The 17,043-nt window shown below is 41.8% G+C and carries 10 protein-coding genes; 5 read left to right on the top strand and 5 right to left on the bottom strand.

Annotated features, from left to right (window positions below; translation table 11 throughout):
- Positions 1 to 301: 301 nt before the first annotated feature.
- From J8L98_RS20245 to J8L98_RS20260, 4 genes are all read left to right on the top strand, one after another.
- The gene (locus tag J8L98_RS20245; RefSeq protein ID WP_210997930.1) at positions 302 to 3,268 is read left to right on the top strand and encodes a TonB-dependent receptor; all 2,967 of its coding nucleotides are present in this window, start codon (positions 302 to 304) and stop codon (positions 3,266 to 3,268) included.
- A 222-nt stretch (positions 3,269 to 3,490) separates the two neighbouring features.
- Entirely contained in the window at positions 3,491 to 4,750 is a 1,260-nt protein-coding gene (locus J8L98_RS20250; RefSeq protein WP_210997931.1) for an MFS transporter, read from the top strand.
- On the top strand, positions 4,747 to 5,613 hold the full coding sequence (locus J8L98_RS20255; protein WP_210997932.1) for an ROK family protein: 867 nt from the start codon (positions 4,747 to 4,749) through the stop codon (positions 5,611 to 5,613). The genes J8L98_RS20250 and J8L98_RS20255 overlap by 4 nt, the downstream gene beginning before the upstream one ends.
- Positions 5,606 to 8,149 carry a family 20 glycosylhydrolase gene (locus tag J8L98_RS20260; RefSeq protein WP_210997933.1) on the top strand — a complete coding sequence of 848 codons (2,544 nt, stop codon included), beginning with the start codon at positions 5,606 to 5,608 and terminating at the stop codon, positions 8,147 to 8,149. Before J8L98_RS20255 ends, J8L98_RS20260 begins: the two co-directional genes overlap by 8 nt.
- A 55-nt stretch (positions 8,150 to 8,204) precedes the next feature.
- Here the strand turns inward: J8L98_RS20260 and J8L98_RS20265 are convergent, their stop codons facing one another.
- Together J8L98_RS20265 and J8L98_RS20270 are read right to left on the bottom strand one after the other, a co-directional pair.
- Positions 8,205 to 9,185, bottom strand: coding sequence for a 2-hydroxyacid dehydrogenase (locus J8L98_RS20265; RefSeq protein ID WP_210997934.1), 981 nt, complete (start codon positions 9,183 to 9,185; stop codon positions 8,205 to 8,207).
- Positions 9,151 to 9,666, bottom strand: coding sequence for a glutathione peroxidase (locus tag J8L98_RS20270; protein ID WP_192507297.1), 516 nt, complete (start codon positions 9,664 to 9,666; stop codon positions 9,151 to 9,153). Before J8L98_RS20270 ends, J8L98_RS20265 begins: the two co-directional genes overlap by 35 nt.
- Before the next feature lie 138 nt (positions 9,667 to 9,804).
- On the opposite strand from J8L98_RS20270, the gene J8L98_RS20275 reads away from it, so the two are divergent.
- A complete protein-coding gene (locus J8L98_RS20275) occupies positions 9,805 to 10,698 on the top strand; it encodes an NAD(P)-dependent oxidoreductase (protein ID WP_210997935.1) in 894 nt (297 codons plus the stop codon).
- A gap of 51 nt (positions 10,699 to 10,749) precedes the next feature.
- Here J8L98_RS20275 and J8L98_RS20280 read toward each other — a convergent pair whose 3' ends face one another.
- The 3 genes from J8L98_RS20280 to J8L98_RS20290 all read right to left on the bottom strand — a co-directional run bounded on the left by J8L98_RS20280 (position 10,750) and on the right by J8L98_RS20290 (position 16,963).
- Positions 10,750 to 11,934, bottom strand: coding sequence for a serine hydrolase domain-containing protein (locus J8L98_RS20280; protein ID WP_348771920.1), 1,185 nt, complete (start codon positions 11,932 to 11,934; stop codon positions 10,750 to 10,752).
- Between the two features lie 266 nt (positions 11,935 to 12,200).
- Positions 12,201 to 14,960, bottom strand: coding sequence for a methyl-accepting chemotaxis protein (locus J8L98_RS20285; RefSeq protein WP_210997936.1), 2,760 nt, complete (start codon positions 14,958 to 14,960; stop codon positions 12,201 to 12,203).
- A 176-nt stretch (positions 14,961 to 15,136) separates the two neighbouring features.
- The gene (locus J8L98_RS20290) at positions 15,137 to 16,963 is read right to left on the bottom strand and encodes a di-heme-cytochrome C peroxidase (RefSeq protein WP_210997937.1); all 1,827 of its coding nucleotides are present in this window, start codon (positions 16,961 to 16,963) and stop codon (positions 15,137 to 15,139) included.
- Positions 16,964 to 17,043: the final 80 nt, after the last annotated feature.

Genomic DNA, 17,043 nt, shown 5'->3' on the forward strand with positions numbered 1-17,043 from the left:
TTAAAGCGTCAGCACGTCGTTATCTATGTTGAATGGGTTGATTATTTATAGTGATACTAATCAATCAACAATTGCACCATATCACTCATAGAAGAAGGAAATGGTGAGTTTATAATGTTATCAGTTATTAATTATATATTAATTTATTGATTGACAGCGATGTCAAAACGATAGGTTAGTATGCAAAAAGGTTTGAAATTGCCCACTGTTTGCGCGAATAGCTGCTGAAATAAGTCAGTACCAATTATTTGGTAGTAAACATTAACACTCCTAACTACATAAAAATTATCAGAGGAATGACATGAACAACAAGGCATCATTCAAACTCTCACACCTTACTTATGCTATTTTGGCTGGGCTGTTGTCGAGTAATGTATCTGCAGCGAGCGAATTACAAGCACAAGAGTCCGTTGAAGTAATAGAAGTACGCGGTATACGCGCTTCGACAGAAAAAAGCTTAAATACAAAACGTTTTGCTGACGGGGTTGTAGATTCAATTACAGCGCAAGACATTGGTAAGTTGCCAGATGTTACCATCGCAGATTCATTACAACGAGTACCGGGCATACAAATTCGTCGAAATGCTGGAGAAGGGGCGACAATTAATGTGCGAGGGATGCCACAGGTTACCACGCTACTCAATGGAGAGCAGTTTTTAAGTGCGGGTTCGCTCACTAAAGTACAACCAGATTTCACTGATATTCCTTCGAGTTTAGTGGGGGCCATGAATGTTATGAAGTCACCTACAGCCGATACGTTAGCTGGGGGGATATCCGGTACTGTTGATTTGCAAACACGCAAGCCATTTGATTTAGCTGAAGGGTTCACTGGGGCTGCATCAATTGAAGCCGCACGGGGGTCGTACTCAAAGGAAACAGATCCAAAAGCAATGATTTTTGCTGGGTATAATGCTGATAGTTTTGCCGTACTTGCCACCGTATCTAAAGATGAAGTGACACTGGCAAATTATCGTTTTGGGGCAACCAATCATGGTTGGGTTGGTGCGCCTCAAGAGTCGGGGAATTGTTGGTACTGCCCACAAGCTGATATGAATGGGGATGGTGATACCAATGATGCGGAATATACCTACGTCAGTTATGGTATGGTCAATCGATTTACTGAGCGAGAAAGAACGGGCGCTAACATCAGTTTTCAGGCCGATGTTTCAGAAAATTTAGAGTTGAGTGCGGATGTATTTTATACAAAAATGGATGACGCTGACCGTCAACGCGGGTTAATGGCAGATAACGCGTGGGGCGGGCATTGGCAGTGGCAAGACCAACATGATCCCATAGATCGCGGTGATATACTCGCATCAGGCCATCGTTTATATACTGCACAAGATATTACCTTAAATGCGCCAAGAGTGGTTGCGCATTCAGAAAGTCATACCAATGAAAGGCAATCGACTAACTATAACGTTGAACTTGTTTATAAAGGAACTGGGGCTTTTTCAGGTAAAGCGCGGTTTATTACAGCGGATGCATCTCGCAGTCATACAGAGAATGTTGCGCAGGGGTATTTAACAAATGGCTTAGCCCATGGTCTCAGACGCAACGAAGGGAATGGTCCAATCGCTGTAAACCCAAACGGATATGGCCCAGACACCATTGCGATGCGATTCAATTTTAAGGGAGAGCATGCCATGTTGTTACCACCAGCTACATTGCAAGGTGAAACATTTGGCTCAAACATATCACGTTACTCGGTCACTTCAACTTACTCTGAAAATAACTATGATGAGGATGCATCACTCGATATTGTGCGTCTTGATGGCGAATATGAATTTGATCATGCACATTTAAATAAAATGACATTTGGGGTTCGTTTTGGCGAGCGTGATATTTCACGGGACCAATATGTTTTGCTTGCCCCATTAAACAACCCTGTTGGCGATAGGAGCGTTAATGTCATGTGGAAAGATCAAGGGCTGGCCGCATTTGATACTGATGGTAGTGGGGGTACGCCAAGTGCATCTGCGGGAGATTTGACGATGGGCTATGATAACTTGATTACGTTTTCAAGTTTGCCAGAGGGCTGGGTACAACCAGTATCAGATTTTGGACCAATCAGTATTGATAGCATTTATTTTATCGATCCTAAACAGTTAGATGACCCATTTGCATTTCAAAATAAGTTTTATCCGGGCAATATGCGTGGCACTGTACCGGGCAGTTCGTACAAGGTGACAGAGCAAACCCAATCAGTCTATTGGCGCAGTGACTTCTCAGGTGAAAATTATCGCGCAAATATCGGATTTCAATACATCAAAACAGACTTAGAGATTGTTCAGAATATCATTGGGGATTCTATCTGTACTAGTTGTCCAGGATCTGTTGCCGAGGATGCTGGAGATATCATCACGGATAAATCATTCTCTGACTTTTTACCGTCATTAAACTTAAGTGTCAATCTAAGTGAAGATGTTGTCTATCGTGCGGCATGGGGTAAGACCATGACAAAGCTGGACCTTGAACAGATTGCTGGAGGGTTGAGGATCAGTCGTACACGTGCCGGTGAAGACTTAGCAGCACGAGAAGGCATTTCACCTGATTTACTTATTGCAACGAATGCCACAATGCAAGGAAACCCTGATTTAAACCCATGGCGAGCTCAAAACACCGATATGGCAATCGAGTGGTACTTTTCTCCAAGTGCGATGGTGAGTCTTGGTATTTTTAACATAAAACTAGATTCTTTTATTGAGTCTAGTATATGGACCCAGCCTATGGCCGATGCTGACGGTGTTGTTCGTCGTGAAGTGTCTGTAAATGGTTTAATCAACGGGCAGGGAGGCACCATGAGTGGGGCTGAATTCTCGTATCAACAGGCATTTGACTTTTTACCTGGTGTCTGGAGTGGTCTAGGTGCAGCGTTTAATTACACCTATAGCGACAGTGAGAGTGGTCGGATAGATTTAAATGGGGATGCTTTACCATTAGAAGATAACTCAAAAGAGTCTGCTAATGCGGTTTTATGGTATGAAAAATCAGGGTTCCAATTTAGATTGGCTGCGAATTACCGTGCTAAACGGTTGGCTGAGATATCAGTGCCGTACGGTATGAGTGATACTGCGATTTGGACCGAACCGACGACTTATATTGATATATCTGCAAGTTATGACGTTCAAGATAATTTCACAGTATTTATGTCTGGGAGTAATCTGACTGAAGAGTATGAGACCAACTACGCGCAATGGAAAGACAATCGTATCTCTCAAAATATTTATGAACGACGCTTAACCTTTGGTGTTAGAGGGCGCTGGTAAGGTTTCTATTGATTGGCAAATTGAGGGTAACCCACCCACTTGATTTGTAGAGTCATGTTATTGATGTCTGAGCGCCTAAAGTCACTGGTTTTATGCGTTCAGTCCCTACAAAGTAACGCATTCATAATTTAAGGCAATGTCCTACTCCTTGAGTCATATGGTTTGTTTGCCCGCAGACCACGCGCTAGTGCCATTGCCTTATTCAATATTAAGGTTATTACAATGAATCCTAAATATGCCGTTGTCTTGCTGGTACTTATGACATTTTTTATGGTGTCGTTTATGACCAATATTTTAGGCCCTATTTTTCCAGAGTTGATAGCTGATTTTGGTATTGGCATTGCACTAGCGGGCTTTTTTCCATTTGCTTTTTTTGCAGCCTACGGGGTGATGTCTATTCCGGCCGGTCTATTGGTGCAAACTGTAGGCGAGAAAAAAACGATGCTGATTGCTTTTGTATTGGCTGGTACTGGCTCTTTGATTTTTGCACTTTTCCCTAGTTTTACTATTGCAATGGTGGCGCTGTTTGCGATTGGCTGTGCAATGGCCTTATTACAAGTCGCGATTAACCCGCTGTTGCGCGTTAGCGGGGGGAGTCAGTATTTTGCTATGTACTCTGTCCTTGCACAGCTTATATTTGGTGTAGCTGCCACCTTGTCTCCATTAGTTTACAGCTTTTTTGTTGAGCGTATTCAAAAGGGCTCAGGGTTAGGCTTAATATTTAAAGGATTAGTACCGAATGGAATGGAGTGGCTGAGTATGTATTGGCTATTCTCGGTACTGTGTTTTGGTATGACACTTTATGTTGCAGTTACGCCACTGGTTAAAGTAACACGATGTGAAAATGAACTACTCACAGTAAAACAGAGCCTTGCATTACTGAAAAAGCCGACAGTTTTGCGGTTTTTCTTTGCAATTGTCGCTTATGTCGCCTTAGAGCAAGGCATTGCCAATTCCATTTCGTTATTTTTGCACTCGTATCATCAGGTAGACGTTCAGACCCAAGGCGCGTTTGCGGTGAGTCAGTTTTGGATGTTACTCACCTTGGGATGTTTTATTGGATTACTGTTGTTACGGTTCATCGACGCTCAAAAACTGCTCATGGGATTTAGTGCTGGAGCCGGAATCTCTTTAGTGGCAGCTCTTTTTAGTGATCAAGTGGGTGCAATATTTGGTTTTGCCACGATGGGGTTTTTCTTGTCAATTATGTGGTCGGTACTCGTGTCGTTGGGATTAAACTCAGTACGGGTTGGCCATGGTGCGGTTACTGGCATTTTATGTACAGGTATCGTAGGTGGAGCAATGATATCACCCATACTGGGGGTCGCGAGCGAAGTGCTTAACTCGCAACGTAGTGCAATGCTGTTATTGCTGATACCGCTGGCTTATATATTTAGTGTTGGAGTATGGGCTAGACCGTTAGTTAAAAACCATACCGCCAAATTGTTGAAGAAAAAAACGCAGGGGCAGCAATTATTATGAGTCATATTATATGTATAGATTTAGGAGGCACAAAAGCCCATGTTGCTCAGGTATCAAAGTCAGGTCTTGGCCAAGTATATCGCCATGATGTGCCACGTCGTGGTACTAAACAAGAAGTCAATGACTTTATCGAGTATCTCGTTGAGTCAAATATGACCCGTCAGAGCACGGGAATTGCGATCGGCGTTCCCAGTGCAGTACGCATCAGCGATGGTCATATTATCGATACAGTGAACATCCCAAACTGGCATGATGTTTCGTTAAAGCACAATTTAATGCATCGCTTTTGTGTAGAAACCTATGTGCAAAATGATGCAAATTGCTTCACCTTAGGTGAATATTACTACGGCCCTCATTTACCGACTGATAACTTAGTTGGCGTGACACTCGGAACAGGATTGGGTTCTGGAATCGTACTCAATGGTGCGTTATATACGGGGAAAAATGGTTTTGCTGGTGAATTTGGTAGTTTTCCTTATTTAGATGGCATAATCGAAGATTATACCAGTGGACAGTTTTTTAAGAGGTTCGCGACTGATGGCGCAAAAGAAGCAGAGAAGGCCAATCTTGGAGATTTAAAGGCACTAAATATGTTCGTTCAATTAGGCGAACACTTGGGTAATGCATTGGCACACGTCTTATTAGCATTTGACCCAGATAAAATTGTGTTAGGTGGCTCAGTGGCACACTCTTTTCCTTTGTTCAGCCAAAGCATGTTTAGCACATTAAAACAACATAGTCATAGCGCATTGGCTGAGCATGTGCAGGTCCAGCCGAGTCGTTTGCAGTATGCCCCGCTACTAGGTGCTTATGCAGGATTCACCAATCAGCTTATTTATAGCAAGGAGCTATCGGATGTATAAATATGTGTTAGGGTTATTGGCGTGTGCTATCAGCGTGAATGTATTTGCCATGAATCAACCGCAATTAGATTCAATGGCAAAAGATTTAAAAGTCATTTACACATTACTTGATGCGAATTCTGCTTGTCCGGCGAAGGTGCAACAATGTTATTTATCGGAACTGTCATTGACATTACCCTATGACCTTAAGAGTCATAACTGGGCTATTTATTTTAGTCAATTAATGCCTATTATTCATAGCTCTAATAGCGAGTTTGAGATCACGCATATAAATGGGGATCTACATCGCTTATCACCGTCAAAAATGTTTAGTGGTTTTGCTGGTGGAGATGCACATCGGATCCGCTTTTATACTCAAGACTCACAAATAACGCGCTCTGAGTTTATGCCAAATTATATCTTAGCAGATAGTGAGGGGGTATTAAGTGCTAAAGTCATCGCGAGTACAATCCCTACCGTTGACCCTGAAACAGGTTTGGAGGCTCAGCCATATTTGGCGCCTTTCAATACAATGTCTCAATTACGAATTCACGAGCGTGATAAAACTCCGTGGATGGGGACTAAATATCTATTTGAAAATGCGTTACGGCCTGTACTGACTGAAGCGCCAATTGACATTATTCCAAAACCAGAGACTCTGATACTCAGTTCAGAGCCGATGGTCAGCATTCAAAATGGCATTAAATTATCACTGGTTAATATTAAGCGTGAAGGCATTTCACAGGCTTTATTCAGGTTGTCAACATTGGGTATTCATGAGCAAGAGCAGGGGTTTAATGTAAACGTCAAACGCACGACCACAGCAACGTTGGCAGAGCAAGCTTATACCTTGAAGATATCAGCGCAGGCTGTAAATATAGAGGCTGCAACTGAGCAAGGGGCGTTTTATGCATTACAAAGTTTAATCGGCTTATTGAATATAGAAACGCACACACTGCCTCAGGTTGATATAACTGATGCACCGCATTATATGTTTAGAGGTTTGCACATTGACAGCGCACGAAATTTTAGGTCAAAGCAGTTTATTTTAGAGACGATAACGCATATGGCCAGCTATAAGCTTAACCGGTTACATTTACATCTAGCAGATGATGAGGGCTGGCGACTAGAAATTGCAGGGTTACCTGAGTTGACGGAGGTGGGGGCGACTCGGTGCTTTGACCTATCAGAGCAACGTTGTTTATTACCTCAACTGGGGGCTGGTAATGCACCTGATGCAAGTATTAATGGCTTTTATAGTCGTCAGGATTATATTGATATTTTACAGCATGCGAAACGACACCATGTCGAGGTGATCCCTTCGTTAGACATGCCAGGTCACTCACGAGCGGCAATCGTATCAATGGAAGCACGCTTTGAGCGTTTGATGGCACAAAATCTTGAAAGAGATGCACTCAAATACCGTTTGGTTGAACCACAAGACTTGACTCGCTATCGCTCGATTCAACACTATAGCGACAATACTTTGAATGTATGCTTAGAGCAAACTTATCAATTTATAGATAAGGTGCTCACCGAAGTGCAAGCATTGCACGAAGCCGCTGAAGTGCCTTTAAAAACCTACCATATTGGTGCAGATGAAACCGCTGGTGCATGGCTGAATTCTCCTGCATGTAGCTTACTTAAGTATTCAGAACCATCATTAAATGGTTACTTTATTGAGCGTATTAGTAAAATAGTGACCGATAAAGGGGTTGCAGTTGCGGGGTGGAGCGATGGTTTAGATGATGTGCGGGTAAAAAATATGCCTCATGTTGTGCAGAGTAATGTATGGGGAACACTGGCTCATGGAGGCCATCAAGTTGCACACCGCCATATAAATAGAAATTGGAAAGTCATTGTGTCAAATCCTGATGTGACATATTTCGATTTTCCTTATGAGTCACATCCAATGGAACGAGGTAACCACTGGGCTACGCGGGCGGTGAATACACGTAAATTTTTTGAGTTTATGCCTGATAACTTACCGGCACATGCAGAGCTTTGGCATAATAATTATGCACGTTCATATATCGCAGATGATACTTCGAGTAGATTAGAAAAAGGCGTAAATGCAAAAGGAATACAAGGACACCTCTGGTCTGAAATGATCCGTACAGATGAACAAGCAGAATATATGCTGTATCCGCGCTTATTGGCGTTAGCAGAACGAGCTTGGCACAAACCAGACTGGGCGTTACGATACAAAGAAAGTCGCTCTTTCGATAAAAATACGACTTTTATGACGAAAGGTGCTCTGCAAGCAAGAGAAAAAGATTGGCAAAGATTTATTGCCTTAGTAGGTTTTAAAGAAATTCCTAAATTGGCTTCCCAAGGAGTGTTTTACCGCCTGCCAAGTGTTGCAGCTGGCAAAAGTGAGTCAGGTCAGTTAATGGTTTTTACTGAGATCCCAGGGTTTGATATTGAAGTAAAAACATTGAATGGCTGGCAAGCTGTCAGTCCAAAGATGTTGCACTCTACCGCGTTGGCTGTACGTGCTAAATTAGGAAGAAGAGTCGGTAGAGCCTTGCCGGTATCGGACCACGTTCTTGAATGAGTATGGTGTTATGAGAGCGTAAAGAGGCTTTTAGTGGGAGCCTCTTTTTTATGTGCTATATGACTTGATTCGTTAACGGTAGATCTGACGTGCACTCAGAGAGATTTTCAATGGTAACGTTGGCTATTTGTGTCAACGCTTCTTGGGTGAAGAAACCTTGATGACCAGTAACGAGTACATTTGGAAAGCTGATAAGTCTACTAAATATATCGTCTTGAATGATTTCTTGGCTACGATCTTTAAAAAACAACTCAGATTCTTGCTCGTACACATCAAGGCCTAAATATCCAACAGTTTGGTTTTTTAACGCGCAAATGCATGCTTTGCTGTCAATGAGTGCACCGCGACTGGTATTGATTAACATCACGCCGGGTTTCATTTTTCCAAACGCTTGCTCATCAAGCAAATGATAGGTCGCATCATTTAACGGGCAGTGCAAACTAATAATATCACTTTGTGTCAATAGCATGTCGAATGTTACTTTTGTATAACTGCCTTCCCCTATATTCGGATCATACACTAAAACATTTGCACCAAAGCCATTTAATATAGCAATCAACGCTTGGCCAATTTTCCCTGCTCCGACAATACCTACCGTTTTATTGTGTAAATTGAAACCAAGCAACCCATTGAGGTCGAAATTATCCTCTCTTACTCTGTTGTAAGCTTTATGTGTTTTTCTACTTAATGTTAGCATCAGGGCAATACAATGCTCAGCAACGGCTTCTGGGCTGTATGCAGGCACGCGAACAACTTTGATGTTTAATTTATTAGCAGTGGTCATATCAACATTGTTAAAGCCAGCACACCTTAGCGCAATAAAGCGAATACCCAGTGAGGCTAATATATTGAGTACCTGCTGATCAGCGGTATCATTGACAAATATGCACACGGCGTCAAATCCTTTACACAACGATGCTGTGTGTTCGGATAATGACTCATTAAAACACTTAATATTTAATTCTGGATGAGTACTAAGTGCTTTATCAAAAAATGGTTGTTCATAACTTTGCGAACTGAATAGGGCTATCTTCATTGTATAAATGGCTCTCTATAACCGGTCTTAGTGTATCTGGTTTGGTGCGAGGTGCGTATCTTGATACTAGCTCACCTTCTGAGTTTACTAAAAACTTAGTAAAGTTCCACTTAATTGCTCGGTTTTGTGAGATTCCACGAGTGTGTGATTTTAAGTAGTTAAACAATGGGTGTGCATCAGGGCCATTGACTTGTACTTTGTTACAAATCATAAAGCTAAGATCAAAATGACTGTTATAAAACTCTTTTAACATTGCATCTTCAAGTGGCTCATTACGGCCAAATTGATTACAGGGAAACGCTAGGATTTCAAGCCCAAACGAATGATATTTTTTATACATTTTTTCGAGCGCACTAAGCTGTGCTGCGAAGCTACATTTACTGGCAATATTGATAATGAGTACAGGTTTACCCTGCAATTGCTTCAATGCGATTGTTTCACCGTTGAGTAGCTGTACACTATAACGATAAATTGTTTCCATTTGACTCATACTCCTTCACGGGCATGTTGTAAGTAGTGTTTTAACTACCTTATTAGTGATTTAAATTTGCTATACGCCAATTACTTGGGGTATAAAAACTCCATTGTTAATACCATAGCAGCGAAATAGGACAGAATTATGTCAATGAAAGTGGCGTTTATCGGATTGGGGGTAATGGGATATCCAATGGCTGGACATTTGGTCAGCGCAGGATACGAAGTCACGGTGTATAACAGAACAACAGCAAAAGCACAGCAATGGACGGAGCAACATGCAGGTAACTATGCTCAAACACCGAAACTAGCGGCTAGCGGTGCAGACATCGTGTTTATGTGTGTCGGTAATGATGATGATTTACGGTCTGTCGTTTATGGCGCAAATGGGGTACTCGCCGGTATGCACTCTGGGGCTATTTTAGTCGATCATACGACGACCTCGGCAACGGTTGCATGTGAGGTTGCAGCGGTGGCAGCAAAACAAAATATCTCATTCATTGATGCGCCAGTATCCGGCGGGCAAGCTGGTGCGGAAAATGGGGTGCTTACGGTGATGGCTGGTGGCGACCAAATAAGTTTCGAGGTAGCTCAACCAGTGATGGCTGCATTTAGTCGTTTTAGTCAGTTATTGGGTGATGTCGGCAGTGGGCAAACTTGCAAAATGGTTAATCAAATATGTATTGCAGGTGTGGTACAGGGATTGGCTGAAGGCTTGCACTTTGCTAAACAAGCTGGGTTAAATACTGAACAGGTTATTGAAACGATTTCTAAAGGAGCTGCGGGCTCTTGGCAAATGGAAAATCGTTACAAAACAATGATTGCTGGAGAGTATGATTTTGGTTTTGCAGTAGATTGGATGCGTAAAGATTTAGGGATTGCACTAGATGAGGCACGTAATAATGGCGCTTCTTTACCATTGACGGCGACGGTTGATCAATATTATGCCGATGTACAAGCATTAGGTGGCGGTCGTTTTGATACATCGAGCCTACTGGCGCGATTAGATGCATTGCATCAGGTCAAGAAAAAGCAATAGGTGTGCTCTAAATTGGAAGGAATGACGGGTTAACCGCCATTCCTGATTGAACTACGGAGCGTTATAGCGTTCTAGCATAACCGCAATGGCTTGCTCTACAGCTTCTCTTGCTTGTGTTGTACTTCCGTTTGTAACCGCCAGTAATGCAATATTCTCTTCTGGAATGATGAGGTTATCGAGGTAAAATGATCCAGTAAATCCGTTATGGTGAAACTGATTGTTTTCTTTTAATATCCACCCTAATCCATAGCTTTCACTGACAGGTGAATGCATGTGTGCGTAACTGTCAGTACTTACAATATTACCTTTGCCCATTGCACCAGATAAGTGGGCTTGTAAGTACAGTGATAAATCGTGAAGGTTGGTATTTATTGTGCCAGCAGGACCGATGACTTTTGGAAGGCTAACTCTATCAGCTGCGGTGATTGCATGCCACTGTCCGTCACGTATCTGATGACCACTTGGTTGATTGTCAGGATCCATAAAGCTAGCAGTACCAAAATCAATAAGGTTCATCTCTAAAGGAACGGCAATTTCCTGAGCAACAAGCGCTTCCCAGGATTGACCCGTAACACGTTCTAACATGTGACCTGCGAGTACATATCCGGCATTACTATATAAGAATGTACCTTTGGTGGTTTCAGGTTCTGTATTAAGTAGCTCAATGGTCCATGAATACCTTTGTTCTGTCATTGACCTTTGATCCATATGCCATTGACCAGTAAACATACTGTCTAAATCTCGCTTTAACCCAGACGTCATTGATAATAAATCTCGAAGTGTAAGGTGTTCATATTCGGGTTTAATTTTTCCAGATAATTCAGGGAAGATTTCTAATACATCACTTTCTAGCGAGATCAACCCTTGTTCAACAAGCCGGGATGCAAGTGTTGCTGTGATTGATTTAGTGAATGACCCAATTGACCAACGGTCTTCAGTCGTGACGAGTGTTGGTTGACCACTGATACGATATCCACTCACATCCATTTCTAAAAGTGCATCACTACTGACGATAAAAGCAGCCAAAGCAGGCATGTTGTATTGCGTACGTATTGCTTCGAGTTCTTCATGGAGTTTTTCGTCTCCAGTTTTACCATAAAGCAGTTCAGGCTCAGTTGCTTTTAATTTTGGTTGCTCAGTATAGCTGGAAGAATCGCTGCCACATGCAATTAATAGGGTTAGGGTAATGAACACAATAATAGAGTGCACAAGACCGTTTTTAATATTTAAATACACAAAAATTCCTTGTTGATTTTAAAACCAACAATTGTAAACTATTTATATTTCTTTGTGGTTAAAATGAATACAAAAAGTTTTTTGTATTTAAAGGTTATATTCTTGGTGGTTGAAGAAAGGGGAGCGCCTTCATCTTTATCTCCCCCAGTATTAAAGTCCGTTAACTTATATTGCCAATCAATAAGTCAAGGAGCAGAGGGATCCGTTAGGTGACTTTAGCCTCCATTTTAGTTTATCAGCATGATGATGTAATAGACTCAGCAAGCTCATACTTCAAACCCAGACATAAAACGATTAAGCTCGTTGGCTTGGTGCGATAAACTATTGCTTGATGAATTGGCCGTTTCAACGAGCATTGTGTTCTTCTGTATAATGCCATCCATCTGTTTTATAGCAACATTGACTTGTCCAACACCATTAGATTGTTCAGTGCTGGCAAGTGCTATATTTTCCATTAGTTGGGATAGTTGTTTAATACTACTCACAATGTGACCGAGCGTTTGACCTGACTCAGTGACTAGCTGCACTCCATGGTCAACCTTCATCGCGCTGTCATTGAGTAAAGTTGATATTTCTTTAGACGCATTTGCACTGCGCTGGGCAAGTTCACGTACTTCAGCAGCAACAACAGCAAATCCTCTACCAGATTCGCCTGCTCGAGCAGCTTCTACCGCCGCGTTGAGTGCAAGTAAGTTGGTTTGAAAAGCAATCTCGTTAATGACCTCTATAATACTCGATATTTCATTGGAGCTATTACTAATTTCTTTCATTGCGTTGACGGTTGAATGAACGAGTTCACCACCTTGTTGGGCTTGTTTATCAGCTTCAGTCGCCAAAGATGCTGCTGAGTGCGCATCTTTGGAGTTGATGGAAACCGTGTGGGTGATATCACTCATCGACGCGGTGGTTTGTTCAATGGATGCCGCTTGTGATTCTGTGCGTGCACTTAAATCATTCATACCCAGCTTTATCCCATTTGCCGAGCCATTAATTGTATTGGCTGTGGTTCGTATTTGACTGACCATCTTTGCAAGGTTTGATACAGATGTATTAACAGAGTGCTTTAAAGTATTAAAATCACCTTGATATTCACCTTCCACAAGTTGCGTTAAGTTACCCTCAGATAGTGCATGCATGACCGATTTGCATTCATGCAAAGGCTTAGAGATCGCATCAATTGTTGAATTTATCCCACCAACGATAACGGAAAATTCCCCTTGATGTTTAGAAGCATCGACTCGCTGTTCAAGTTGCCCTTTGCTGGCAGCTTGCGCCAGCTCAGTGGTGTCTTTCACCATACTTTTAATCGCATCAATTGATGTTGTTAAGCTATTCTTAATTTGTAGAAAGTCGCCTTGATAGCTATTACTAATATCTGTAGGTAATTGTCCTTTGGCTATGAGATCTAAATAATCAGCGGTTAGGCGTACAGGCTCTACAATCACATCTAATGTGGTGTTGAACCCTTTTACGATGCTCTGGAAATCACCTTGATGCAGGTCAATATCAGCACGTTTTGAGAGTTCGCCTTGACTGGCCGCTTCCATGAGCATATTGGTATCCGCGATGAGCGCGTTGATTGCACCAGTTGCTGTTTTGAGGCTATGATTTATTTCTAGAAACTCACCGCTGTAATCTCCGTGAATAGCATCAGGCACTTGGCCAATTGCAATTAAGTTAAGGGTATCTTTGGTTTGTTTGATAGGAAGCGCAATGGCATCAAGTAGTGAGTTTATGCTTTTTGCGAGTGTATGCATAAAGCCGGTAAATTCTGTGTTATCCAAGCGTGTGGCAAGCTGTCCTTGAGATGCTGATTGAATGATTTTTCCTACTTGCTCTTCTGCGTAGCGCTGCTCAGTTAGATCGGAGAGCTCGTAAACAATACCCAATAGGTGTTTTTCTGCATCGAAAACTGGGCCCGCGACAACATTAAATATCACCGATTGGTAATTCACTTCGCATTCAACTTGGTGCGTGTGTGCTTCACGGAGTGTGCCATAGCAGCTTTGTTGATCAAACAAGTGTTCTACATTGGCTTCATTTAATGATGTAACATTGGGTTGAGTGGCTTTTATTTGATCTTTATAGCGAAGAAACAGACGCTCACACTGGTGATTTGAATAAATGATTTTACCATTGTCATCACTTAACATAACAGGCGCAGCGGCATTATCAAGTGCTTGTTTAATTCTTCCATTTTCTTGAGCTTGGACTTGTTGTTGCACCATTTGCAGTTTGAGGTCATCAGTCATAGTCAGTAAATTTTGCTGCATAGTATTGAGATTATTTAACAGTAAACCAATTTCATCATTGTTGTGACCATGAATATCGTTTGCCAAATTCCCGTTAGCAATTTGTTCAGCTATGCTGGAAGCTCGGCGAATAGGGTGTGTGATCAACCTTTGAATGAATAACGTCATAAGTAGGAGTATTACTGAAGACAAAACCAACATGATGACCATACTTTGAAATAGCACTTGCTCTTTTTTTGCAGTGAGGGCAACAGAACGATCAGAAACTAAATGGGTGATCGCAACGCTGATATCACCAAGGAGCTTAGCCGACAAACGGTCTATACCTTTCACTGCTTTATCGCCTATTTGGGTGTTAAATAAGGATGCACTATATTCATTTAATCCTACTCGATATAGTACCCCCAGCTTTTTGTGTTCTTTTTGAAAACTAGTCAATTGGTGAATAATAGCATCGGGGAGTGTATGGGTATCTAGCAGCACTTTAATATTATCTTGTATCAGTTGTTCATTCTTTTCGAACCGTAACCAATATTTTTCGTATTGCTCTGGTTCACTGCCTCTGATCAAGACATTTTTCCATTCTTGAACTTGAGTTTTAAACTGGCTAGATATCAGACCGACTTGCTGGCGGGTAGATAATTCATTGTTTATTAATGAATCTAATTCTGCTGCGACATTTTTTACTAAAAATAAAGTCACTAACGCGCCAATGAGTATTATTGACATACCACTGATGACACACAGCATTAATTTGGCTTTTACACTATTCATACGTATCTTCCTTGCAAGGTTTTATTTTGCATCATTACCAAAATATAGTAAAAATTCTCATAAACTCAAATACTTGTTGTAAATAAATGACATATATATGACAGGCATGCGTAGGTATTTAGTGAAGGTAAAAAGGCGAAGTAGGGCATAAGCTGATGGCCTATGCCCCGTTGATATTAAAGTGTTTTCATGAATTCAACTAGTTGCCATTTTTGCGTATCGTTTAGGTGGGTGCCATAGCTATGGCCTAAGTTAGAGTTACCAGCTCTAATTTTGCCATTGCTATCAGTGACTTTAAACAAATTCAACCCTTGATGCGTTTCATAACCTACGTTGACAGGATCAAACTCTCTACTACCGACCCAAAAAGTGTTAGATCGAGCTTTGGGAGTTTGTAAAAGCTCCCATAAACTTGCGACAGAGCCGTTGTGTAAGTATGGCGCGGTTGCCCAAATACCATTTAAAGGTCGTCCTTTATATACACCATTGTCTAATGTGCCATCTATACAGTCAGTAGCGGCAGATTTTGCTTTGTTATTACGGGCTTTTAGATGCTCAGATACCAGTGCCTCAAATTCAGCAAGCCCACTGAGCTTTTTGCCATTGGCTTGTGTACGTTCAGCAATATTACCTGCTTTTAATGCAAGTGGAATATCTTTAAGCACCAGACCTACAACACCATTTACAGGAATATCAATCGCATTACCAGTTGGCCCGAACTTATCACCAATTAAAATACGCTCTTTAGTTCCTTCTAGAATAAGCGTGTTCGCCATATGGCATGATGCGTTGTAAGCCGTTATAGGATCAGTGCCTAATTCACTTATCAGGGTTTGGTTTGCAATGTAGCGTTTAAGCTCATCTTCGCGCGGAACAATTTGATGACAGCTCGCACATTCCGCTTTATATAACAGTGCGCCAGCGGCGGCTTTATTGTTGTCTATCGCAGGGAAGTACTGGACAGGCCATTGTGGTGACTTGAGTGTTTTAACCCATGATTCAAGGTAGCCTAGACCCATAATATCAACGGTTGAAGAATAGCGAACCTTTTTACCCCATAAACGTTGCCATATAGGCGCCTCCTTAATATCTAAGCTACCAAATACACCGACGACCTCGCCAATATTTCTCACCAGAGGTCCTACAATAGGGGTATTAGGTGCTGAAGCATTCCATTGTACAACATCGGATTGATGGGTTCCCCACAAGAACGGATATGATACAGGGCCTGTCGGCGTGTTTTTATTTGTAAGGTCATGTAGAGCAAAAGCCGTTCCGGCGTTTTGTATATTGCCAAAAGCATCAAGCCGTGCATAACTTGTAAAATCTTCAGGGTAGTCTGTAGGTAGTGCATTAACAGTTTGGCGTTTTGCTGAAGCCAATGCAATGTCTTGGAGGCGAGTTTTTAATTGTGCTACATCATTGTCCGTTCTATTTGGGCCGAGTACATTTGCTGCAAAACGCTCAAATTTGGCTGTGTCAGCTAGGGTTTTATCCATAGCTTCAATCAGTTTTTTGAAAAAAAGTACAAAATTACCGAGTGTCGGCGCACCTTCGATGAGTATTTTTGTCCCTTTATAATCTAATTGGTTAGTATGACAAGCTGCGCACGTCATACCAACCCAGCTTTCACCTGTTGTTTGATTATTATGCAATGCAAAGCCTATGGGAAGACCACCAGGATTTGACTGTGATGCTTGCATCGGCAAGTAACGTAACATCTCCATATGATCCGTGTGGCGAAACAGTTGCTCACTTTCTGCTTGTTCAAGCCATACAAACCATGTGTAGGGAATGATTTGTGCACCTTGATTAGTAAACCAAAAATCGTTTCTTATTTGCTCGCTCCAGCCTTGATCTAACCACACCCGTTTAATTTCACCACCTTCTGCAGGTGTTATTTTTGGTGGGTTAAGGGGTGGTGCGGATTGTTGTGTACTGCAGCCAATGACCGTGACGAGGCCTATTATGCTAGAGAGTGTAGCAATACGTAACTTGCTCATTGCATCTGTCCTTACTAATTGAAGTGGGCAGAGCATAGGTCTAAATGTTAATTTTATCCATTACAGAGCATTACATTAAT

The organism is Pseudoalteromonas sp. MMG013, from assembly GCF_018100885.1.
GTDB lineage: Bacteria > Pseudomonadota > Gammaproteobacteria > Enterobacterales > Alteromonadaceae > Pseudoalteromonas > Pseudoalteromonas aurantia.

Excerpts from the sequence above, each read along its gene's own strand:
- J8L98_RS20290 (WP_210997937.1), bottom strand. The coding sequence starts at position 16,963 with ATGAGCAAGTTACGTATTGCTACACTCTCTAGCATAATAGGCCTCGTC.
- J8L98_RS20285 (WP_210997936.1), bottom strand. The coding sequence starts at position 14,960 with ATGAATAGTGTAAAAGCCAAATTAATGCTGTGTGTCATCAGTGGTATG.
- J8L98_RS20260 (WP_210997933.1), top strand. The coding sequence starts at position 5,606 with ATGTATAAATATGTGTTAGGGTTATTGGCGTGTGCTATCAGCGTGAAT.
- J8L98_RS20270 (WP_192507297.1), bottom strand. The coding sequence starts at position 9,666 with ATGGAAACAATTTATCGTTATAGTGTACAGCTACTCAACGGTGAAACA.
- J8L98_RS20255 (WP_210997932.1), top strand. The coding sequence starts at position 4,747 with ATGAGTCATATTATATGTATAGATTTAGGAGGCACAAAAGCCCATGTT.
- J8L98_RS20275 (WP_210997935.1), top strand. The coding sequence starts at position 9,805 with ATGTCAATGAAAGTGGCGTTTATCGGATTGGGGGTAATGGGATATCCA.
- J8L98_RS20250 (WP_210997931.1), top strand. The coding sequence starts at position 3,491 with ATGAATCCTAAATATGCCGTTGTCTTGCTGGTACTTATGACATTTTTT.
- J8L98_RS20245 (WP_210997930.1), top strand. The coding sequence starts at position 302 with ATGAACAACAAGGCATCATTCAAACTCTCACACCTTACTTATGCTATT.
- J8L98_RS20265 (WP_210997934.1), bottom strand. The coding sequence starts at position 9,185 with ATGAAGATAGCCCTATTCAGTTCGCAAAGTTATGAACAACCATTTTTT.